General features: G+C 57.0%; 17 protein-coding genes. 6 read left to right on the top strand and 11 right to left on the bottom strand.

Going from position 1 to position 20,273, the window contains the following annotated elements:
* Window positions 1-15 precede the first annotated feature (15 nt).
* From mreD to G482_RS0112585, 3 genes are all read right to left on the bottom strand, one after another.
* Window positions 16-522 carry a rod shape-determining protein MreD gene (gene mreD / locus G482_RS0112595; RefSeq protein WP_028450324.1) on the bottom strand — a complete coding sequence of 169 codons (507 nt, stop codon included), beginning with the start codon at window positions 520-522 and terminating at the stop codon, window positions 16-18.
* Between the two features lie 3 nt (window positions 523-525).
* Window positions 526-1,410, bottom strand: a complete 885-nt coding sequence (mreC, locus tag G482_RS0112590) for a rod shape-determining protein MreC (protein ID WP_028450323.1) — start codon at window positions 1,408-1,410, stop codon at window positions 526-528.
* A 70-nt stretch (window positions 1,411-1,480) separates the two neighbouring features.
* Window positions 1,481-2,527, bottom strand: coding sequence for a rod shape-determining protein (locus tag G482_RS0112585; protein ID WP_028450322.1), 1,047 nt, complete (start codon window positions 2,525-2,527; stop codon window positions 1,481-1,483).
* A 233-nt stretch (window positions 2,528-2,760) separates the two neighbouring features.
* Here G482_RS0112585 and gatC point away from each other — a divergent pair, with 233 nt between their 5' ends.
* From gatC to gatB, 3 genes are read left to right on the top strand one after another with little or no spacing between them, the layout of a single operon-like run.
* A complete protein-coding gene (gene gatC / locus G482_RS0112580; RefSeq protein WP_028450321.1) occupies window positions 2,761-3,048 on the top strand; it encodes an Asp-tRNA(Asn)/Glu-tRNA(Gln) amidotransferase subunit GatC in 288 nt (95 codons plus the stop codon).
* A 48-nt stretch (window positions 3,049-3,096) separates the two neighbouring features.
* Entirely contained in the window at window positions 3,097-4,548 is a 1,452-nt protein-coding gene (gene gatA, locus G482_RS0112575) for an Asp-tRNA(Asn)/Glu-tRNA(Gln) amidotransferase subunit GatA (RefSeq protein WP_156905415.1), read from the top strand.
* 20 nt (window positions 4,549-4,568) lie between these two features.
* Window positions 4,569-6,011, top strand: a complete 1,443-nt coding sequence (gene gatB, locus G482_RS0112570; protein ID WP_028450319.1) for an Asp-tRNA(Asn)/Glu-tRNA(Gln) amidotransferase subunit GatB — start codon at window positions 4,569-4,571, stop codon at window positions 6,009-6,011.
* Between the two features lie 39 nt (window positions 6,012-6,050).
* Here the strand turns inward: gatB and G482_RS20355 are convergent, their stop codons facing one another.
* Together G482_RS20355 and G482_RS19715 are read right to left on the bottom strand one after the other, a co-directional pair.
* Window positions 6,051-6,353 (bottom strand): hypothetical protein, encoded by a 303-nt coding sequence (locus tag G482_RS20355; RefSeq protein WP_156905404.1) that lies wholly within the window; start codon window positions 6,351-6,353, stop codon window positions 6,051-6,053.
* A gap of 1,286 nt (window positions 6,354-7,639) precedes the next feature.
* Window positions 7,640-9,268 carry a methyl-accepting chemotaxis protein gene (locus tag G482_RS19715; RefSeq protein ID WP_051259005.1) on the bottom strand — a complete coding sequence of 543 codons (1,629 nt, stop codon included), beginning with the start codon at window positions 9,266-9,268 and terminating at the stop codon, window positions 7,640-7,642.
* A 270-nt stretch (window positions 9,269-9,538) separates the two neighbouring features.
* On the opposite strand from G482_RS19715, the gene G482_RS0112560 reads away from it, so the two are divergent.
* Window positions 9,539-9,865, top strand: coding sequence for a YkgJ family cysteine cluster protein (locus tag G482_RS0112560; protein WP_028450318.1), 327 nt, complete (start codon window positions 9,539-9,541; stop codon window positions 9,863-9,865).
* 95 nt (window positions 9,866-9,960) lie between these two features.
* The gene (locus tag G482_RS0112555) at window positions 9,961-10,851 is read left to right on the top strand and encodes a histone deacetylase family protein (RefSeq protein ID WP_028450317.1); all 891 of its coding nucleotides are present in this window, start codon (window positions 9,961-9,963) and stop codon (window positions 10,849-10,851) included.
* 72 nt (window positions 10,852-10,923) lie between these two features.
* Here G482_RS0112555 and G482_RS0112550 read toward each other — a convergent pair whose 3' ends face one another.
* Window positions 10,924-12,135 carry an EAL domain-containing protein gene (locus tag G482_RS0112550; protein ID WP_028450316.1) on the bottom strand — a complete coding sequence of 404 codons (1,212 nt, stop codon included), beginning with the start codon at window positions 12,133-12,135 and terminating at the stop codon, window positions 10,924-10,926.
* Between the two features lie 336 nt (window positions 12,136-12,471).
* Between G482_RS0112550 and G482_RS18585 the strand changes: the two genes are divergently transcribed.
* The gene (locus G482_RS18585; RefSeq protein ID WP_051259004.1) at window positions 12,472-13,194 is read left to right on the top strand and encodes a substrate-binding periplasmic protein; all 723 of its coding nucleotides are present in this window, start codon (window positions 12,472-12,474) and stop codon (window positions 13,192-13,194) included.
* A gap of 127 nt (window positions 13,195-13,321) precedes the next feature.
* Here G482_RS18585 and G482_RS19710 read toward each other — a convergent pair whose 3' ends face one another.
* The 5 genes from G482_RS19710 to G482_RS0112520 all read right to left on the bottom strand — a co-directional run bounded on the left by G482_RS19710 (window position 13,322) and on the right by G482_RS0112520 (window position 20,256).
* A complete protein-coding gene (locus G482_RS19710; RefSeq protein ID WP_051259003.1) occupies window positions 13,322-15,223 on the bottom strand; it encodes a M60 family metallopeptidase in 1,902 nt (633 codons plus the stop codon).
* A gap of 97 nt (window positions 15,224-15,320) precedes the next feature.
* The gene (locus tag G482_RS20350; RefSeq protein ID WP_051259002.1) at window positions 15,321-17,039 is read right to left on the bottom strand and encodes a DUF3472 domain-containing protein; all 1,719 of its coding nucleotides are present in this window, start codon (window positions 17,037-17,039) and stop codon (window positions 15,321-15,323) included.
* A 272-nt stretch (window positions 17,040-17,311) separates the two neighbouring features.
* Window positions 17,312-17,692 (bottom strand): aspartate 1-decarboxylase, encoded by a 381-nt coding sequence (panD, locus tag G482_RS0112530; RefSeq protein ID WP_028450315.1) that lies wholly within the window; start codon window positions 17,690-17,692, stop codon window positions 17,312-17,314.
* An 82-nt stretch (window positions 17,693-17,774) separates the two neighbouring features.
* The gene (locus G482_RS0112525; protein WP_028450314.1) at window positions 17,775-18,359 is read right to left on the bottom strand and encodes a hypothetical protein; all 585 of its coding nucleotides are present in this window, start codon (window positions 18,357-18,359) and stop codon (window positions 17,775-17,777) included.
* 43 nt (window positions 18,360-18,402) lie between these two features.
* Window positions 18,403-20,256 carry a ribonuclease catalytic domain-containing protein gene (locus G482_RS0112520; protein ID WP_028450313.1) on the bottom strand — a complete coding sequence of 618 codons (1,854 nt, stop codon included), beginning with the start codon at window positions 20,254-20,256 and terminating at the stop codon, window positions 18,403-18,405.
* Window positions 20,257-20,273: the final 17 nt, after the last annotated feature.

Here is a 20,273-nt window from a genome sequence, read left to right as displayed (position 1 = left end):
TAAGCAGGCTGTGCGTCATAGTTCGTCCGGCACGTCCTTGCGCTGATACATAATCATCAGATTCGAGAGCGGCGGCCACAAAAAAGCCGCCAGCAAACTACCGGCAAAATAGCTCCAGCCGATAAATTGTGCGCCCATCAGCAGGTGAATCAGCAGCATGATCGACTGGGCCAGCAAGAGCAACGCCAGCGTGATCAGCGCTTGCTGCCAGAATGGAAACACCGCGATTTGCCGCTGCCGCGAGAGCGTCAGGTAGGCGATAATCGAATAGGCCAGTGCATGTTGCCCCAGCAAATTGCCATCGGCCACATCCATCAGCAGCCCCAGCGTAAACGCCCAGGCAATGCCAAAGCGGCGTGGCTGATTCAGCGTCCAGTAGATAATCAGCAGGGCAACAAAGTCGGGCGCGAAATTGACTGAAGTTACTTGCCAGGGCAGCAGATTAATCAGCATGGCGCAGATAAACGACATAAAAATAAAACCGCCACCCACCGGGCGCAGCATCTGACGACTAATCGGCATGGCTTAGTGTCCCTTTGGTTTGGGCGTAGGGCTGGTTTCAGGGTAGGGCGGCAAGGTGGCGGGGGGATTCATCAGCAGTAAAAAGCGATGCTGATCAATCCCGGCCAGTGGTTTGCACTGAATCCGGGCAAACGCCGAGCCCGCGGTGCGCTCCACTTTGCTCACCACGGCCACCGGCAAGCCGGGCGGGTAAATGCCATCAATACCTGAGGTAATCAGCACATCGCCGGCCTTGATGTCGGCATTAGGGGGCATATTGCGCACTTCCAGCAGATTTTGCCGGCCCGAGCCATATACCACCGTTCGCAGTTGATTGCGCTCAACCATCACCGGCACCATATGGCCGCGATCGGAAATCAGCCGCACTTCACTGGTCATCGGCTGCACCCGCACCACCTGGCCGACCACGCCGCTGGCATCCAGCGCAATCTGGCCTTCCTTCACCCCGGCGCGCTCGCCCAGATCTACCACCAGTTTGGCGCCAAATGGGTCGCGACCGTTGTAGAGGATTTTGGAAAGCTGACTTTGCCGTGGTTGATGCTCGCTGGCTTGCTTGAGTGCGCGCAGATGGGCGTTTTCGGCTTCCAGCGCTTTCAGCCGCATGGCTTGGCCTTGGGCCAGCAAGCGCTCATCATTCAATTGCCGGTTTTCTGCGATCAGCTCGGTTTGCCGTTGCAAAAAGCTGCTGGCTTCCAGCGCCGCATTCACCGGCGCGGTGGCCACCCATTGCAATGGGTAAAGCAAAACCGAAATCTGCTCGCGCACGCGCGCAAGCATCTGGTAATAAGCATCGCCAACCAGTAGAGCCACCGAGAGCGTGGAAAAAATCAGCACGCGCGTCAGCGGTTTGGGGCCCTGCTTAAAAAAGGTGGGTTGAGTGGCTTGCATGTTTGCCCCGGGTATACGGCAAAAGGCCATACAGTGTATGGCCTTTGAGTGTATACCCTAATGTCAGTGCTTAATCGTTGGTGAAGATGCCGATGTTGCCTTTGTCCAGCTTCTCCAGCGCTTTGCCTGAGCCGCGAACTACGCAAGTCAGTGGATCTTCGGCCACGATCACCGGCAGGCCGGTTTCTTCCATTAGCAGGCGATCCAGATCGCGCAGCAGTGCGCCACCACCGGTCAGCACCATGCCTTTTTCGGCAATGTCGGCGCCCAGCTCAGGTGGGGTTTGCTCCAGCGCCTGTTTTACGGCAGATACGATCTGGTTCAGCGGATCGGTCAGCGCTTCCAAGATTTCATTCGAAGAAATCGTGAACGAGCGTGGAATACCCTCGGCGAGGTTACGACCTTTTACTTCCATCTCGCGCACTTCCGCGCCTGGGAAGGCCGAGCCGATGCGTTTTTTGATTTCTTCGGCGGTGGTTTCGCCGATCAGCATGCCGTAGTTACGGCGGATATAGTTGATGATCGATTCATCAAATTTATCACCGCCCACGCGCACGCTGCTGGCGTACACAATACCGCCCAAGGAAATCACGCCTACCTCAGTGGTACCACCACCGATATCTACCACCATCGAGCCGGTGGCTTCTTCTACTGGTAAGCCAGCGCCAATCGCAGCCGCCATTGGCTCTTCGATTAGCTCGACTTTGCGTGCGCCAGCGCCGAGGGCCGATTCACGAATCGCACGGCGTTCTACTTGCGTTGAGCCGCAAGGTACGCAAATCACGATACGTGGAGGCGAAGAGAACATCCGGCTTGGGTTCACTTTCTTGATGAACTGCTTAAGCATTTGCTCGGTGATGGTGAAGTCGGCGATTACACCGTCTTTCATCGGGCGCACGGCGGTGATATTACCTGGGGTACGGCCCAGCATTTTTTTGGCTTCCGCGCCCACGGCGAGGATGGTTTTCTTGCCTGATGGGCCGCCTTCTTGCTGAATGGCTACGACCGATGGTTCGTCCAGCACAATGCCTTTGCCTTGCATATAGATCAGGGTATTTGCCGTGCCCAGGTCAATGGCAATGTCGTTGGCGAAATAGCCGGAAAGTAATCCAATCATTCCTAATCTCTCATCTCTGAATCGGTGTAAATGCGGCACCGGCCGGCGCTCTTTTGCCGATCAATACCCTGAATGTCTGCGCTTGGATATGGCGTTGCGGCATTGGTTTCATCGCAAGCAAATCCGCTTTGTTGCCCCGTTTTGACGCGCCGCGGCGCGGGTGGGAGAAACAAACCCAATATGATACCCTATTGTGTTGACGTTATTGAAGGTTTTACGGGGTAAATACGACCATGTCTTTGTCACAGGACGATGTACGCCGCATTGCACGGCTGGCCCGCATTGCGGTCAGCGACGATGAGGTGGCAGCCAGCCAGGCCCAACTGAATCAACTCTTTACTTTGATTGAAGAAATGCGCGCGATTGACACCACCGGCATCGAGCCGATGGCCCACGCCCAGGACGTGATGCTGCGCCTGCGTGACGACGAAGCCCGCGCTGCCAATCGCCGCGAAGCCTTCCAGGCCGTGGCCCCGAGCGTGGAAAACGGCCTGTATCTGGTGCCAAAAGTCATCGAGTAATTCATTCCAAGGAGTCTGGCCGCATCGCCCTAGGCGGTGCCGCCATCAATTGCCATGCAAACTTTGAAACAACAGATCGACGCGCTGGCCAGCGGACAAACGACTTCGGTGGCGCTGGTTACCGAGAGCCTGGCGCGCATTGCCGCCCACAATGGCACGCTCAATGCCCTGATCACCATTGATGCCGATAAGGCGCTGGCCGGCGCTGCCGCTGCAGACGCTGCCCGCGCCGCAGGCGACACCCGCCCGCTGCTGGGTGTGCCGCTGATTCATAAAGACATCTTCTGCCATGAAGGCTGGAAAACCAGCTGCGGCAGCAAAATGCTGGATAACTTTATCGCCCCGTATTCATCGCAAGTGGCCGAAAACTGTGATGCCGCCGGCATGGTGGTGATTGCCCGCGCCAATATGGATGAATTTGCCATGGGCTCGGCCAATGAAAACAGCTTTTATGGCCCGGTGAAAAACCCATGGAACACGCAAACCGTACCGGGTGGCTCATCCGGCGGCTCGGCTGCGGCCGTGGCAGCGGGCTTTAGTGCCGTGGCCACGGGCACCGATACCGGTGGCTCGATTCGCCAACCGGCGGCGTTCTGCGGCATTACCGGTATTAAGCCGACCTACGGCATTGTTAGTCGTTACGGTATGGTCGCGTTCGCCAGCTCGCTGGATCAAGGCGGCCCGATGGCGCACACCGCCGAAGACTGCGCGCTGATGCTGAATGTGATGGCGGGCTTTGATGAGCGTGACTCAACCAGCCTTGAGCATGCCAAAGAAGACTACACCCGTGAGCTCAATACCCCGCTGGCTGGCCTGAAGATCGGCCTGCCGCGCGAATATTTCGCCGAAGGACTCAATGCCGACATCGCTGCCGCGATCAATGCGGCGGTTGAGCAATACAAAGCGCTGGGTGCGACGATTGTCGACATCAGCCTGCCCAATACCAAGCTCGCGATTCCGTCGTATTACGTGATTGCGCCAGCCGAAGCGTCAAGTAACTTGTCGCGTTTTGACGGCGTGCGCTACGGCCATCGCACAGCGAAAACCGGCAGCCTCGACGACATGTACGAGCAAACTCGCGCCGAAGGTTTTGGCGCCGAGGTAAAACGCCGGATTCTCACCGGCGCCTATGTACTCAGCCACGGCTATTACGATGCCTATTACTTGCAGGCACAAAAAATCCGCCGCCTGATCGCCAATGATTTCCAAGCTGCGTTTGAGCAATGCGACGTAATCATGGGGCCAGTGACGCCAACCACGGCATGGAACATCGGCGAGAAAAACGCCGACCCAATCGCCGTGTATCTGGAAGACATCTACACGCTGGGCGTGAACTTGGCCGGCCTGCCGGGCATGAGCGTGCCAGTGGGGCTGGCGAGCAATGGGCTGCCAATTGGTTTGCAGATCATTGGTAATTACTTCAGCGAAGCCAAGATGCTGGGCATTGCGCATCAGTATCAGCAAGTGACCGATTGGCATACCAAAGCGCCGCAACTGTAAGCGGCACAAGGACGTATACGATGAAATGGGAAGTCGTTATTGGGCTGGAAGTACATACCCAGCTCACCACTAAATCAAAAATTTTCTCCGCCGCCAGCACCGCGTTTGGCGCGGCGCCAAACACGCAAACTGCGGTGGTTGATATCGCCTTGCCCGGCGCGCTGCCGGTGATGAACCGTGGCGCGGTTGAGCGCGCGATTCAGTTTGGCTTGGCGATTGGCGCCAAAGTGAACCGCAAATCGATTTTTGCCCGCAAAAACTACTTCTACCCTGACTTGCCCAAAGGCTATCAGATCAGCCAGTTTGAGCTGCCGGTGGTGGAAGGCGGCGCGATCACGATTCAGGTGCAACCCGCCAAGGGCGACCCGTACGAGAAAGTCATCAACCTGACGCGCGCGCATCTGGAAGAAGACGCCGGTAAATCGGTGCACGAAGACTTCCACGGCGCATCTGGGATCGATTTGAACCGCGCAGGTACGCCGCTGCTGGAAATCGTATCCGAGCCAGAAATGCGCTCGGCCGCCGAAGCCGTGGCCTACGCCAAAGCCTTGTATAGCTTGGTGACATGGATCGGCATTTGCGACGGTAATATGCAGGAAGGCAGCTTCCGCTGCGACGTGAACGTGTCGGTACGCCCAGAAGGCCAAGCCGAGTTCGGCACGCGCCGCGAGATCAAAAACCTGAACTCGTTCAAATTCATCGAGCAGGCCATCAAGTACGAAGTGCAATGGCAGATCGACGAAATCGAATCAGGCCGCAAAATCCAGCAAGCGACGATTCTGTTCGACCCAGACAGCGGCGAAACGCGCATGATGCGCAGCAAAGAAGACGCGCACGACTACCGCTACTTCCCAGATCCAGATTTGCCGCCACTGGTGATCTCTGAGGAATGGGTAGAACGCGTACAGCGCGAATTGCCAGAGCTGCCAGTTGCGATGCAAGCGCGCTTCGCTGAGCAATACGGCCTATCCGCCTACGACGCCCGCACGCTGACCGCCAGCAAAGAGCTGGCTGCCTTCTTCGAGGCCACCGTCGCCGCAGGTGCCGATGCGAAACTGGCCGCCAACTGGATCATGGGCGACATCTCCGCCACGCTGAATCGCGAAGAGAAAACCATTGCTGATTGCCCAGTTTCAAGCGACGCCTTGGCTGGTTTGATCAAGCGTATTTCGGACAACACCATCAACAACAAAACCGCCAAAGACGTTTTGAAAAAAATGTGGGAAAGCGGTGATGCAGCTGATGTGATTATCGAGCGCGACGGCCTGAAACAAGAAACCGACACCGGCGCGATTGAAGCGATTGTCGATGCGGTACTCGCGGCCAATCCGAAAGCGATTGAGGAATATCGCAGCGGCAAGGAGAAGGCATTGAATGCCTTGGTCGGCCAAGTGATGAAAGGCTCAGGCGGCAAGGCCAACCCAGGGATGGCGTTGGAGTTGTTGAAGAAAAAAGTGAGTTAATTCCCCTCCCAGAAACAGTAAAACGGCCAATTGGCCGCTTTACTGTTTAAATTGCATATCATTTGCTTTACTTCTCGGTGGGCCTGTGCAATTAGGGATGGTCCCACACCCAATCGGGAGTTTAACGTTTTTTTCTTCATCTTGTTTTTGTGGTAAGACCATCCAGTGACCAAAAAACAATAATGTATTTAACCCAAAGTTAACAGGAGCCACTACATCGGCGTTATTTTCTACGCTTTGAGATTGCTCCATTTCCTCTATTAATTGGCGCTCTATCTCGCCTAGTGCGCGGATTAAAGGGCTAAGTAAAGATGTAGGCGGTGAGTCTAGGGTTGCATACATGATGAGTTACGTTTGCGCCATTCTATGTATGTAATCTACCGGGGGTGATTCATTGATTACATTGTTAGGAGGGTATCCCTCCGGTTAATATGTCGGTTAACGAGCTGATAAAAACAGTGTCATAACCGCCTTTAATCTGTTATTTAATAAAATAAGAGAATTTTCTTTAGTGTTTTTTCTGAGGTTTCTGTTCTGTTTTATTCCTTTTCTTTTGAAGGTATTGCCATGCTTTAGTTAGGTCGGTAGTGAGCATGCGCAGAGCACGTACCAGAGTAAATGGATCAAGTCCTGTATCTGAGAAGATCTCCAAAAGAATTGTCAAATATGTGATACAGCGGATTACAACAAAAAATAAATTAGTGGTAATCCAATGGTGTTTCTTCAAAATGTCATCTCCATTTCTGGAGGTGACACCGACATATATGCCGTTTTGTATGGCGCAGACAAAACGACATTAAGGATGGTTGGGCTGAGTTTTAATTTTTCAAGTACTTATGGCAAATGAAGCCAGAGACTGTGTAGAGGGGCGCGTCTTGTGCTGATTGGCGGGTTATCCCCAAAGGGACTTTCTTCGGAGCGCTGTAGGTTGAGCTAAGCTTGCACAGCTCAACGTTTACCGTGATAAATAACCGCCAAGTTTGGCGGTTTTTCTTTGCCTGCCACATTCAATCAACGAGCATTGGCGGCTGTGCGCCGCGGCACTTACCTTTCTTGAACGGCCAAGAAAGGTAAGCCAAAGAAGGCCGCCCCTCATCAAGTTTTGCTACGCAAAATGCCCTCGCTGCGGACAATCGGCAAGGCGGCGGGCTTTAACAAAACAGAGCCCGCCGAATTCCCTTGCCGCTTGTTCCTCGCTCGGCTTGATGACAGGGGAAAGCCCGCAGACCGACGATTGCGGTATATACATGCCTATGTGTTGCTCTAAAGGCTAATTTCATTCTTGCTTTGATTGATATACCCCTGTCGCTCATTAGAGCGGATTGCCCGTGGAGCCGCGCCGTTTGAAAATGACTCGGCGAGGTTTTAAGCCGCAACCTGTCTGAGCTGCGCGACGCTAGCGCGCAGCGAGTTTTGCGGCGCCTCGCCGTGGCTTTTTCAAGCGGGGTTTCGCGGCGATCGGGCGCGTTAGGGTTGCAAGGGGCAAGGCAAGACTGCCCCTTGCTCGTCCGGCGGGCGAAACCGCCGGTTTAGCATCTGCATCAGCTGGTACTCTCGTGCGGGATTAAACCATCAGTGCAAAATAAAAAACCGCCCAACTGGGCGGTTTTTTTCCGAGGGGGCTGGCTTTACAGCTTAAAGCGCCGTACCACGCCATGCAGCGAGCCGGCCATCTGGTTGATGCCGGCCAGCGTGTGCCGGGTTTGTTGCAGGGCTTGGTCAGTGGTATTGACCTGCTGGCTGATGCGCTCGGAGACTTGGGCGATCTGCTCGGTGGCCAGCGATTGCTCGCGGGTGGCGGCCGAGATTTCGTTGATCTGGGTGAGTACGCCCTGCATTTCTTGCTGCATGGCCACGATGCGGTCGCCCACATCGGCCACAGTCTGGCGGCCGGCTTCGGCGCCGGCGGCGGTGGCGGTGGTGCGCTCGACGGCTTGGGCGGTTTCGCTGCAGATGGTGCCCAAGAGGCTTTCGATTTCGACGGTGGCTTGCGCGGTACGCTCGGCCAGGCTGCGCACTTCGTCGGCTACCACGGCAAAGCCGCGGCCTTGCTCGCCGGCGCGGGCCGCTTCGATGGCGGCGTTCAGCGCTAGCAGATTGGTCTGGTTGGCGATGTCTTTAATCACATTGGTGATGTTGTTGATCTGTTTGGATTCGTGATCCAGCCGGCTAATCGATTCGGCCAGCGCGTGCAGCGTGGTTTCCATCGAGTCGGTGCGCTGGCGCATGGTGCTCATGGCTTGGGCGCTATTGCGGGCGCCTTCGTCGGCATGGCTCACCGAGCGTTCCACTTGGCTGGTGCTATCGGCAATGTGGGCAATGCTGACGGTGACTTCCTCGATGGTGGCGGCGGTTTCTGAGACCAGATCGGATTGTGAGCGCGATTCGCGGGCCAGCTGATCAACGACTTTTTCAATATCCTGCACGCCTTGATTCAGGCGATTGGTTTCGGTTTGCACGGTGCTGATCAGTTTGTGCAGCTCGCCAATAAACTGATTAAAGGCGCCAGCGATGCGGCCGGTTTCGTCTTGCTGGCGATCATCCAGCCGCACGGTGAGATCGGCTTCGCCGCTATTGAGCTGGCGCATGGCGGTCAGCAGGCGCTCCAGTGGGCGGGTAACCAGATTACCCAGCCAGAACGAGACCGCCGCCGCAATCAAGATCAGGATCAGGCCCGCGCCGGCTTCTTTAATCAGTAGCGTGCGCAGAGTTTTGTGAACAACGCCCAAATCAGCATCGGCTACAGCCACGATGGTGGTGCCATTGGCGGTGCGGAAAGGCAGATAGATCGAGCGGAATTCACCGTAGCTGCTGCTGTATTCGGCCCAGGTGGGGCGGCCTTCATTCAGTGCGGTGAGCAATTCGGTATTCGGGTTTTCATACACTTTCAGGTATTGCTCGGCAGTGGGGTCGCGCTCTTCTTCGGGGGAGAGTGATGAGAGCACGTAATGCGGCTTGCCGTCTTTCATGACAAAGCTGTAGACATAAGGCAGACCCAGCGATTCGGCAAAGCGGGTGAGCTGCACGCTAATGGCGCGTACCTGTTTCAGATCGGCGCTATCACGCGGCGTGAGCTGGCTGTGCAGTGTTTCCGGCACGATAAAGCGGTAGCCATTGGCGGCGGCGCTGAGCTTGCCATCAATGGCTTCGATGGCCACGGTGCGGGTTTCGAAATAGCTGAAAATACAGAACGTGACCACGGCTAGCGAGGTCAGCAAAATCAGCACCAAGCGGATCTTGGCTTTCAGGGTTGTCATGGCAAATTACCTACCAACAAGGACTAATAGCTCTCACCATAACCGATTGCTGATCGTTTGGTTAATCAGGGCTGTCGGCAAGGGTGTGATTGCTACAACAAAGTGAAAGTCTGGCGACGAAAGGTCAGATTTCATCGCTCTTTCGCCGGTATAGCGCAGGCGCGGCGCGCTGGCACGTTGCATTTGCCTTGGTGGTCGCATCGCGGCTACTGACGGCACGCAGAGATTTTTTTACAATCGCGGCCTTGGTTTAGCGGTGCTTGGCAGCTTATGAGTGATGTGTGTCAGCAATGTGGTGCCTGTTGTGCCACTTTTCGGGTGTCATTTTATTTTGGGGAAACCGATCAGGTGCCCGGTGGCACCGTGCCGGCTGATCTGGTAGAGCCGATTAGCCCCTTTCACGTGGCCATGCGCGGCACCAATCAGCCGCAGCCGCATTGCCAACAACTCAGCGGCACCGTGGGCCAAGCGGTGGGCTGCCAGATTTACCCGCTGCGCTCGAGCACTTGCCGGGAAGTGCAGCCGGGCGATGAGCATTGCCATAAAGCTCGCGCCCACCATGGCTTGCTGCCGCTGACCGCGGCGCAACTGGGCTAGCTGGCCAAGGCCAGCCGCCAAGCTGCCAGCCAGCACGGACTTGCGCCGGCCGGCGGGCAGCTGCAGAGCGCCGCCGGCTGTGAAACAATAGCGGCATGAAAATCTATCGTTCCGATCACTACCCCTTGCCGCTCCCGCCCGGGCATCGCTTTCCGGCGGAGAAATACCCCATGCTGTATCAGGCGGTAGCCCAGTTCGCGGCTGATCTGATCGAAGATACCCCCCTGGCGAGCGATGCCGAGCTCTTGGCCGCGCACACGCCCGAGTATCTGGCCAAGCTGCATAATGCGGCGCTAAGCGCGGCCGAGCAAAGAGTGATCGGCCTGCCGTGGTCGGCCGAATTACTGCTGCGCTCGCGCGCTTCCACCGGTGCTACGTTGGCGGCCTGTCGGGCCGCGCTGGCCGAGGGCTGCGGCGTGAGTTTGGCAGGCGGCACGCACCATGCCTTTGCCGATCATGGCAGCGGGTTTTGTGTGTTTAACGATAGCGCGGTGGCGCTGCGAGTCTTGCAGGCCGAGGGTGCTGTGCAGCGCGCGCTGGTGATCGATCTGGATGTGCATCAGGGCAACGGCACGGCGCAGATGCTGGCTGATACGCCAAGCCTGTTTACCTTTTCCATGCATGGCGCGAATAATTTCCCCTTTGCCAAGCAGCAAAGCGATTGGGATATCGAGCTGGCAGATGGTTGCGACGATGCGCACTATCTGGCCGAGCTGGCCGGCGCCTTGCCGGTGTTACTCGCGCAAGCGCAAGCCGATCTGGTGATCTATCTGGCGGGGGCCGATGCTTATGCGGGCGATCGCTTGGGCAAGCTGGCGCTCACCCCGGCTGGCTTGCGCGCCCGCGATGAGTTGGTGCTGGATGCGTGCCGGCGCTTTGCCCTGCCGGTGGCGATCACCATGGGGGGCGGCTATGCGCAGCCAATTAGCGATACGGTGGCGATTCAGGCCACGACGGTACGGCTAGCGTGGGAGCGATTTGCTTGAGGGTATCTCGCGCTAGGTATTGCAGCTATTGGGTTGAAGGGTAATACGGGGCGGGGTATCTACGCGCTGGCGCTAGTGGATCACGCGGGTGAAGTTGGGCTTGCCTTGTTGCTGGCGCAGCCAAGGCAACAGCTCTTCGGCGCTGAGCCCCGGATTGATCAGCGGGCCATCCACCCCATCTACGCCCAATTGCTGCGTGACCGGCCAGAATTTTGCCTCGTTAAACCCGCTGAGATTGAGCTGCAACCCCAGGCTGTGGGCGAGCAAGATATTGTGTTCGAGCAGGGTTTTGGCCAATGGGTCTTGCGTGAGCTGGTTGAGTACAGCGGCGGCGAGATTGATTTCATTGGCGGGCAATCGGCCAATGAGCTTGACCCATTGCAAATGCAGCTGCGCGGTCTGGATACCGACGGGTAGATTTTGCAGGCGCAGCAGATTCAGCGCCGCCATGGTGCCGGCGTGTTCTTCATCCAGCTCATGCAGATTGATATCCAGCCCCAGGCTTTCCGGCTCCAGGGCGTAATCTTGCAGGCGATTGATCAGCGTGCGCGCCTGCAAAGGGCTGCTGAGCAGCGCCAGCGGGATTTGCAGCCGGGCCGAAAACGGCAAGCCTTGCTGCGCCCAGGTGCTGAGCTGGGTGCAAATGTTTTTCAAGTGATGATCATAAAGCTGTAAAAACGCCCGCTCCTGGCAGCCTTGCGGCGCGTACTGGTTTTGCAGCAGTGGGCCGTGCACGGGATGTAGCCACACCAGCTGGGCCAAGAGCGCGCGCACGGTTTGCCGTGCCGGATCGAAGCGCGGCCAGTAGCGGATCACGAATTGATTGTCATTGATGCCGGCTTGAATTTCCGCCGCGCTAAACTGGCTGCTGGCCAGGTTTTGCCGTGGTGCGCGTTGCAGCAGCAGATTTTGCAGCATCTCTAGCCGCAACGGCTTTTGCAAGGCGGTCAGGATACTCAGCCCGGCTTGGCGGCCCATGTTGGCCACAGATTCCAGCAGCGCCGGCTCGCGCGAGCTTAAGATCACAATCGGAATATCAATCTGCGCCCGCCCCAGCTCTTGCAAGAGCCCCACGCCGTTAATGCCGGGCATTTCCAGATCAAGCAAGATCAGATCAATCTGTAGGCCGCTTTTGAGCTTAAGCAGCGCATTCATGCCGTCATCTGCCGTTTCGCGCACTGTCCAGTGCATTTCGGCGCACAGGCTGGCGGCGTATTGCAGCTGCACGGCTGAATCATCCACCAGCATCACGTGAATGTCGGGTTGGCGTTTGGGGTCGCTCATGATTACGGGGCTCAAGACAGGTTTACCCCGTTATAGCAAAGCCCGCCCAGTGCCGTGCCGCCGATTTGTGCAGGCGCAGCAAGCAAGTGGCCGCAGTGCGGTGGATGTAAGGCTAGGGCGTTATTAATACTGGGTGGGGGTAACTGCCTGTGATCTAAATAATTAAATGCCTAGCTAGATATACCCGCGACTTAAATCTGACTTTTGAAGAAATTATCGTGTTTGAATGGTGAAATAAAGCGCATTTTGCCGGCCAAATCTTACATCTGTCAGCGCAAAATGACCGGTTATCCCCTTTGCGGCGGTGCTGCGGGCTAGGTCTGCCTAGTTTGCAGCATGCAAAGTGCCGTGGGGGTGAGCATGAAGTGGTTGGGGGTTTTGCTGTTGTGCAGCGCCATGGTGGGGGCCGAGCCGGTGAAGCTGGTAACCGGCAGCGATTATCCGCCATTTACCGATAGCAAGCTGCCTGATGGTGGGCTGGCGACGGTGCGGGTGCAACGGGCATTTGCGGCTGCGGGGGTGGATAGCGAATTATTTTGGCGCCCGTGGGCCAATGGCTATAAAGCCACGCTGCAAGGGGAGTTTGCCGCCACCTTCCCTTATATCCGCACGCCCGAGCGCGAAGCCGAATTTTTGTATTCGCAACCTCTGTTTGAGCTGCGGCTTTTTGTCTTTGGCCGGCTGGGTGAAAACTTGAATGGTAGCCAGCCGGCTACTTTGCGGGGCAAACGCTATTGCCAGCCATTGGGCTGGGCGGTGCTACCCGCGATTGAGGCGCTGATCAAACGGGGTGAGCTGTATTATCACCGCCCGAATGATATGGCCGCCTGTATGCGGCTGATTGCCCTGAACTACAGCGATTTTACGGTGACCGATCATGCGCAGGGTTTGCAGCTCTTGGGGCAGCTGCCGGCTACCGGCAATATTATTCCGCTGGGTGAGGTGATGAGTGTGCAAACACTGCATCTGATTGTGCCCAAAGCCGCGCCGGGTGGGGCGGCCTTGCTGCAGCAATTTAATACCGGCCTCCAGCGCTTGGGGAATAAGCCTGCGCAATAGGGTATTGGCTTGCAGGATTTATGTATCAAGCCTTGTGGCTTGATACGTGGGTTGGGTATTTGGGGTTTCGATAAAAAAACAGCCACCCCGCAGGGTGGCTGTTGCCATTGGGCAAGGGTGGTGTAACTTAGCGTGGCTGATACAGCACTTTGCTATCGCGATTCAGCCAGATCGGGTCGGTCAGGGTTTTGAGGGCCATGCTGCGCAGTTTGGTTTGTGTGTCGGCACTGACCGCAATGCCCCATTGGGTAAAGAACGGCGTGAGGTCGTAGCCAGCGACGCGGCTGGTTTCGATGATAAAGGTCTGTTTCTCCGCTTCATCACCGCTTGGGCGTTGCGCTGCGGGCATATTGCGGTAGTTGGTGCCCAGCTTGGCGTAAAAATCACGCCCAAAGGCCAGATCCAGCTGCCAGAACATGGTGGCGCGTACAAACAGATCACTCTGCGTAGCAAAATCGCGTGTGGCTTGATTTAGGTACGCAAAGGTTTTGGTCCAGGTGCCTTGGGTTTCGTAGCGCGATGGCTGGCCCAGGCCGCGCTGCACATAGGCCGAAGACAGATTTACGGTCACTTCGGTCTGGTCGGCCCAAGTGAAGGTGCTCATCTGATATTGGTGGCCCAGCTCATGCCATGGGCCCCAGCCATCGGTTTTCAGCTTTTTGCTATTGAGCACGGTGCCAATCGCGCCATCATCGCTGGCGGTGGCCATCCTGTATTGCCATGAATACATCCAGCCATCGTAGGGGGCCAGCTCGACAAAGTGGAAGCGATGCGGCGTTGGATTGTGCGGCCAGGCTTGGCCGGGTTTGATGCCGTATTGCTCGTCTTCCAGCCGTACGATCTCATCCCACAGCGTCATCAGGGCTACGGGGTCATCCACATGACGCAAGATTTTGCCCATGCTGGCGGTGAGCATCATGCGGCGGCTGACCAGCTCGGCATACGGCGCATCGCCGTATTGCAGCAGCATTTGCTGCCATTGTTCGGCATTGTGCTGGCCTAAAACAAAGCGCGGCATCACGCGCCCACCCGAGATCAGCTCGACCTTTAGCTCGCCATTGGTCGGGGTATTAAAAGCGGCCACGTACACTGCGGCTTTGACTTTAGACACGATGGTGTTGCTACCCACATTCAGTTTGATCTTCTGAGCGGTGTCGTAATTCCACGTGTCGTCGTCGATATTGTGCAGCCAGATTTCCGGTTGTTTATTCGGCGCGCTGCCACTGTAGACATAATTCACCACCAGAACATCGCCAGGCTGCACCCAGTATCCGGTCGATTGGAACGGGGTGTGATTAAAGCTGCGCAGCTGCGCGGCACGTAGGCTGCCAATATCGCCCGGCTGCTCAAGCGTGAGGCTGCGGGCCGGAATCAGACCGCTGACCGGCGTTGGGCTTGGTTTCGGGGTTGCAGTTGGCGCGGCAGTCGGGGTGGCTGTTGGTGCCAGTGTTGGCTTCACCGTGGGTACTACCGTCGGTGTTGCAGTCGGTTTTACAATGGGTGTTGCGTTGGGTGTGATGACGGGTGTACTGCTTGGCGCATTGGTCGGCTGGGCTGAGCCAACGAGGCGCCAGACGCCATAAGCCCCCGCTTGCGCTGGATTATCGCCCTTGGTCCACCATTCATTGCGATACACCTGGCCCTGATAGCTCACCAGCTGCCCTTTGTTGGCGTAGGTAGTGTTGGCATCCCAGGCTTTAACCGTGCTGGGGGCGGTGGTCGCGTTCGGGGCAGCTGTTACGCTGGGCTGTGTCGTGGTGGGGGTGGCCGCGGGCGGAAAAGTGCTATTGGGCGTCGCTGCCGGAGTTGCCGCTGCGGCGTTGACTTTGCGCCAGACGCCCCACGTGCCGCTTGTGGCCGGGTTATCCCCTTTGGTCCACCAGCCGTTGGTGTAGAGTTGGCCCTGATAACTTACCACCTGACCTGCTTCGGCGTAGGTGGTACTGCTATTCCATTCGCTGGCTGCATTCGCAGTCACGACGTGGAGAGCAATGGCGGCGATGAGGCCGTATTGAGGTAGCAATTGCATGGTGTATCCTGTTCGGTCAATGCCAGATATTGAGTACCGGTACGGGGTATTGCCTGCTAGGCTTTGTAAATTATGGCTTGGAAGGCAATACGTATGATTAGTCCAGCGATAGATTGATCACGCTTGGGCCGTTGGGCAGATTGAGCGGCTGGCCAACGACTTCGCCGCCAGTCCCCATCAGGAAGCGGCCACCCTCAGCGCTAAAGCTGTAGTTCGCGCAGATTTCGTTGTGCCACTCGTTGTAAACCGCATCGCCGGTCGCTTTGCGAATCTCGCTCCAGGCGCCAGTGCTGGGGTTGCGATATTGCACATTGCTGAAATATGCCGCGCGGCGGGTGTTGGCGAGGCACGAGGCTTTTTCTTCGTACCAATCCTCCACAAAGGCCGAAGCACCGTACGGTGAGACTTTGGCCTGATAGCGCATGGTGGCAAATTTCTTGCGCTGACCATTGCTCAGATCGGTGAAGTACAGCGTGTAATCGGTTTTGCCATCGCTGGTTGCTGCGACTTCCAGCTCGAATCGATAAGTGACATTGGCTTGCGGGGTGTAGGGGGCATAACACTTGATGCCTGTACCTTCGCCACCAAAATTCGAGCAGGTGGCCATCCCTTTATCAATCACCACCGGGCTCACGCCATTTACATCCCAGAGTGAAAACAGCAACTGGGAGGTTTGAATGCCGGTATAACCACCGGGGAAATTGATTGCCGAATAGTAAGTCGTCGGCGCCCAGCTCACCGGGGTGACATCCACTTTAAAGCCGTTCCACAGCGGGGAAGACCAGTTGAGGTGGATCGAGTTGGCTCGGGTGCTGTGGGCAAACGCCTGGCCCGTGATTTCGGCCTCGCGGCGGCTGCCATCGGCCAGGGTAATGCTGGCCCGTACCTGTTGACTACTGGCTTTACCGGCGGTCCACCAGGCACTGATTTGGCCATTGCTATCGGTTTTTTCTGCCAGTGGGAAAACCCAGCCGCTGTCATTGCCGTTTACAGGGGTCCAGCTCACCGCGCAGCCCGCTACAGGCTTGCCCGCATTACTCACCTGAACCTTAATCACTTGTGGGCGATGGGTATCGTTGCCACTGGTTTCGTTGCTTGGGTCGTATAAAGTGCTGGAATACACCGAGCCGATCCGCGCCACGCCGGCACTTGGGGTGAGTGCGGTTATTGCTGTGGCGGCACAGCTATTCGCAACAGGGCTTGGGCTGACGGTAGGGACTGGTGCAGCAGTCGGCGCAGGTGTGGCGCTTGCCACTGGCGTTGCCGTTGGGCTTGGTTTCGGGCTGGCACTTGGAGTTAGCGTGGCTACCGGCGTTGGCGCGAGGGTAGGGCGAGGGGTTGCGCTTACTAGCGGCGTGCTGCTCGGGGTTGCGGCCGCGCCGATCAGCCGCCATACGCTGCTTTGGGCTGGATTGTCGCCGCGGGTCCACCATTGATTGCGATACACCTGACCCTGATAGCTCACAAGCTGCCCAGCTTGCGCATAGATGGCATTGGCATCCCAAAGCTGTATGCTATTTGGCATGCTGCTGCTTGTTGGGGTCGGAGTGGCGGTGGTGACGGGTTTAGGGGTGGTTGTAAATGTAGGGGCTACCGTCGGTGCTGGACTATTGCTGCCAACCTTGCTCCAGACGCCCCACGGCCCGGTTTGCCCGGGTATTTCTCCCTTGGTCCACCAATTATTTTGATACAACTGCCCCTGATAGCTTACCTGAGTGCCCGGGGTGGCGTAGATGGTGTTGCTATTCCATTCACTCACGGCCAGCGCGGCCGGGCTGATGGCGATAGCGATCAGACCCAAAGCGGTCAAACGCATAAGATGCTCCTCCAGAGCTATTGTTTTGTATTTGCGCACATCGGCTAAATCGATGCGTTCGTCATGATGCCGGAGGAATTTAGCAGAAATATCAGGATTCGATGATGGTCCTGAAGGGCAGCTTGTAATCTGCATCACCGCTGGGGCTGGCTTGGTCAGAAAATGGGGTTGGTTGTTGTTATTAGTGGATTGATTTAATTGACTATTTATTGAATTGCAAGCAATAAAAAACCCGCTCGAAAGCGGGTTGTCCGACGAATGGCGGTAGGTGCTTAGCCGGCTTGGGTCGGGATGGCGTTGCTGCTGTGGGTAATGCGGTTATTGCTATCCACATACACCAGCGAAGGCTTGTGATTGGCCAGCTCTTCTTCGCTGTAATCGGCAAAGGTGGCGATGATGAGCAGATCGCCCACTTGTGCGTGGCGAGCGGCAGAGCCGTTCACCGAAATAATGCCTGAGCCGCGCTGGCCTTTGATCGCATAAGTAGAGAAACGCGCACCATTATTGATGTTCCAGATGTCGATCGCTTCGTATTCGCGGATATTGGCCGCTTCAAGCAGATTTTCATCGATGGCGCATGAGCCTTCGTAATGCAGTTCAGCATGCGTCGCGGTGACGCGATGCAGCTTCGATTTGAGCATATTGCGTTGCATGGTGTTCTCCCGCCAGAGGCGCAGAGCCGAAAAAGATAGGCGCGATTATAAAACTTTGCCCCAAAAAGCCAAGCGTAAATAATCAGGCTGGACGATAGATCAGGCAACCGTCTAGTAAGTATTCACCGTCCTTGGTGCGGGCATCGGGCGCGATGCGGTCAAATTCATAGCGCCGGCCATCCAGGAGCAACCAGGCCGGGATCGGTTTTTCCTGAAAGCGGCCCAGCGTTTCTTCGGCCCGCACGATGTCTTGCGCGCTGATGCTGGGGCGATAGCTTTGCTGGCGGCTGATTTCGGCCGCATCTTCGCGTGCATCGCGCTCTTCGGGCAGGGGCCAGTTACGCACTTCGGCCTGTGGCGCGGTTTCGCGCGGCTGCGTGGGCAGGCTGCGCAAATACCAGTTAAACAGGATGCGCGGCAAAATAACGCGCTTGACCTGTTTCTGGTTGTTGATTACGCAGGCGACACCAAAATCGGCGCCACACTGCTCGCAGCGCGCGGTGGCGGCGATGGCGATATGGTCTTCTACCAGCCGGGCCACGCCATGCATGTGTTTGGCATGCAGCATGTGGCCGCAGCTGATGCAGGGTTTGGAAAATTGCCGTACTTCCTGGCCATTGGCAAATTTCAAAGGCAGAAAATCGGACAAACGACGGTTGGGCTGCATGCGGCTTCCTAAATGAGTGGCCCGGCGTGGCCGGGCCTGACGCTTAAATGGTGGCGATTCGCGCTTCGACGGCCAATTCCAGATAATCGATATTCAAACGCTGTAGTGAGACTGTGGTTCCGGCCGGCAGTTCCGGCAGCCCGCCCACGCGCAAGACCAATGGCATGCCATCGACCCGCACCAGGTTTTCTTTAATGACCTGCGCGGTGAATTCCTGCATGCCTTCCTGTTCCAGATAGCGGATGCACCAGTAGCGCTCCATTTTGTCCTGAAAATCAGCATAGGCGGCATAGGCGGCATCAAAAGCCGAAATGGCGCTAAACAGCTCGGCATCATTTTTCTGATAGCGCGGCTTTTCCTGCCGAATCATCGCCACAAGTTGTTGCTGGTTGATGAAATCCACCGCGCGGCGCAGCGGCGAGCTAGACCACATATAGCAATCCACGCCCAAACCAGCATGGGCGGTGGCTTGGGTCGAGAGTTTCACCCGGCCGCCGCCTTGCGAGCGGTAAATTCCGGCGATTTCAGCATCGCGCAGGTCAGTACCCCATTGGCTGTTTACCAAAATCATCAGCTCGGCCACCAGTTTATCCATGGGCGCGCCGCGTTTGCGCGGTACGATGCGCACGCGCTCGGGCTGGCCCTCGACGCGATCGATGTAAAAACTGTAATCCAGTCGCACCGGGCCGGGTTGATCGGCCTTGCCGCGGCGGCCTTCCAGTGCGCCAGCCAGATGCCAGAGGAAGGTGAGTTCCTGCTTGTATTGGAAATCCGGCCCGTCGGCTTTGCCGGCGGTCTCTTCATTAAAATACGGCTCGATGTCGTGGTGACGCAGGTTGGCGGCCACGGGCACGCGCTCGATACGCGAGTAATGGCTCAAGACATCGTAGCCGGGCGAGACTTCCAGATACATCGAGAGGGCCGGACGGGCGGCGCCTTCTTGCAGGGTAAACACTTCAACCACTTCATCCGGCAGCATGGTGATCTTGTCGCCGGGGAAATACACGGTAGAGAGGCGATCGAGCACCAGCTGATCCACCGCCGAGCCCGGCGCAATGCCCAGCACCGGGGCGGCAATATGAATGCCGACTTGCCAGTTGCCATTGGGCAGGGTTTTCAGGCTGAAAGCGTCATCGATTTCGGTGGTGGTGGCGTCATCAATCGAGAACGCGGCCACATCGGCAATCGGCAAATCTTCGGGCGCGAACACCGGCTCAATCGCCGGAAAGCCTCGGCCTTTCGGGAAATGGGCGCTGAGGAAACCATCGAGGTGATACTGGGCCAGATCGCCCAGTGCGCCGATTTTTTCCAGCAGGCGCAGCGGCGATAATTGTGCCGCTTCGGCAGCTTGAGCCAGCGCTTTGTATTCGAGGCCATTTTTATCCGGGCGATGTATCAGGCGGGAAAGGTTGCTAGAAAAGGCTTCTGGCACGATACCCCGGAGGAGTTCCTCTTGCCAGGCGGCCATTTGCTCGGCTTCACGCGCTTTGCGTTCCAGCCCGGCCAGCGCGGCTTTCAGGTTTTCTTCGGGGGCGGCTTTGTAGCGGCCTTTGCCTTTGCGATAAAAATACATCGGCGCGCCATGCAGGGCGATAACAGCGGCGGCCTGCTGGGTCAGGCTGGGGTTGGCGCCAAAATACTCGGCAGCAATGTCGGCAAAGCCGAATTCATCTTGCCCGCAGCATTCCCACAGGAAATTACTATCCACCTCGGCGGCCAGGGCTTGAGCGTTTTTCAGAAATTCATCGAGGCTGATGCGATCAAAGCGGAGCAGCACATTGGCAGTTTTGATTTTGCTGCGCTTGCCGCGCGCGTCTTCCACCTGCAGGCTGGCGGCCTGTTCGTCGTTGATGGTGGCGACTTTGAAGCTGCCGTCTTCCTCGTAAAATACATTCATTGCGTCTGCGCCAAAGC

Source organism: Chitinibacter tainanensis DSM 15459 (genome assembly GCF_000429785.1).
Classification (GTDB): Bacteria; Pseudomonadota; Gammaproteobacteria; order Burkholderiales; family Chitinibacteraceae; genus Chitinibacter; species Chitinibacter tainanensis.
Note: the sequence above shows the minus strand (reverse complement) of the source record. Positions and strands in the feature narration are given on the sequence as shown.

What these genes read in the sequence shown, in the direction of transcription:
- G482_RS0112560 (WP_028450318.1), top strand. Translation starts at nt 9,539, where the DNA reads ATGAGTGATGTGTGTCAGCAATGTGGTGCCTGTTGTGCCACTTTTCGG.
- mreC (WP_028450323.1), bottom strand. Translation starts at nt 1,410, where the DNA reads ATGCAAGCCACTCAACCCACCTTTTTTAAGCAGGGCCCCAAACCGCTG.
- G482_RS20350 (WP_051259002.1), bottom strand. Translation starts at nt 17,039, where the DNA reads ATGCGTTTGACCGCTTTGGGTCTGATCGCTATCGCCATCAGCCCGGCC.
- G482_RS0112555 (WP_028450317.1), top strand. Translation starts at nt 9,961, where the DNA reads ATGAAAATCTATCGTTCCGATCACTACCCCTTGCCGCTCCCGCCCGGG.
- mreD (WP_028450324.1), bottom strand. Translation starts at nt 522, where the DNA reads ATGCCGATTAGTCGTCAGATGCTGCGCCCGGTGGGTGGCGGTTTTATT.
- G482_RS19715 (WP_051259005.1), bottom strand. Translation starts at nt 9,268, where the DNA reads ATGACAACCCTGAAAGCCAAGATCCGCTTGGTGCTGATTTTGCTGACC.
- G482_RS0112520 (WP_028450313.1), bottom strand. Translation starts at nt 20,256, where the DNA reads ATGAATGTATTTTACGAGGAAGACGGCAGCTTCAAAGTCGCCACCATC.
- gatB (WP_028450319.1), top strand. Translation starts at nt 4,569, where the DNA reads ATGAAATGGGAAGTCGTTATTGGGCTGGAAGTACATACCCAGCTCACC.
- gatC (WP_028450321.1), top strand. Translation starts at nt 2,761, where the DNA reads ATGTCTTTGTCACAGGACGATGTACGCCGCATTGCACGGCTGGCCCGC.
- G482_RS19710 (WP_051259003.1), bottom strand. Translation starts at nt 15,223, where the DNA reads ATGCAATTGCTACCTCAATACGGCCTCATCGCCGCCATTGCTCTCCAC.
- G482_RS20355 (WP_156905404.1), bottom strand. Translation starts at nt 6,353, where the DNA reads ATGTATGCAACCCTAGACTCACCGCCTACATCTTTACTTAGCCCTTTA.
- G482_RS0112585 (WP_028450322.1), bottom strand. Translation starts at nt 2,527, where the DNA reads ATGATTGGATTACTTTCCGGCTATTTCGCCAACGACATTGCCATTGAC.
- G482_RS0112550 (WP_028450316.1), bottom strand. Translation starts at nt 12,135, where the DNA reads ATGAGCGACCCCAAACGCCAACCCGACATTCACGTGATGCTGGTGGAT.
- panD (WP_028450315.1), bottom strand. Translation starts at nt 17,692, where the DNA reads ATGCAACGCAATATGCTCAAATCGAAGCTGCATCGCGTCACCGCGACG.
- G482_RS0112525 (WP_028450314.1), bottom strand. Translation starts at nt 18,359, where the DNA reads ATGCAGCCCAACCGTCGTTTGTCCGATTTTCTGCCTTTGAAATTTGCC.
- G482_RS18585 (WP_051259004.1), top strand. Translation starts at nt 12,472, where the DNA reads ATGCAAAGTGCCGTGGGGGTGAGCATGAAGTGGTTGGGGGTTTTGCTG.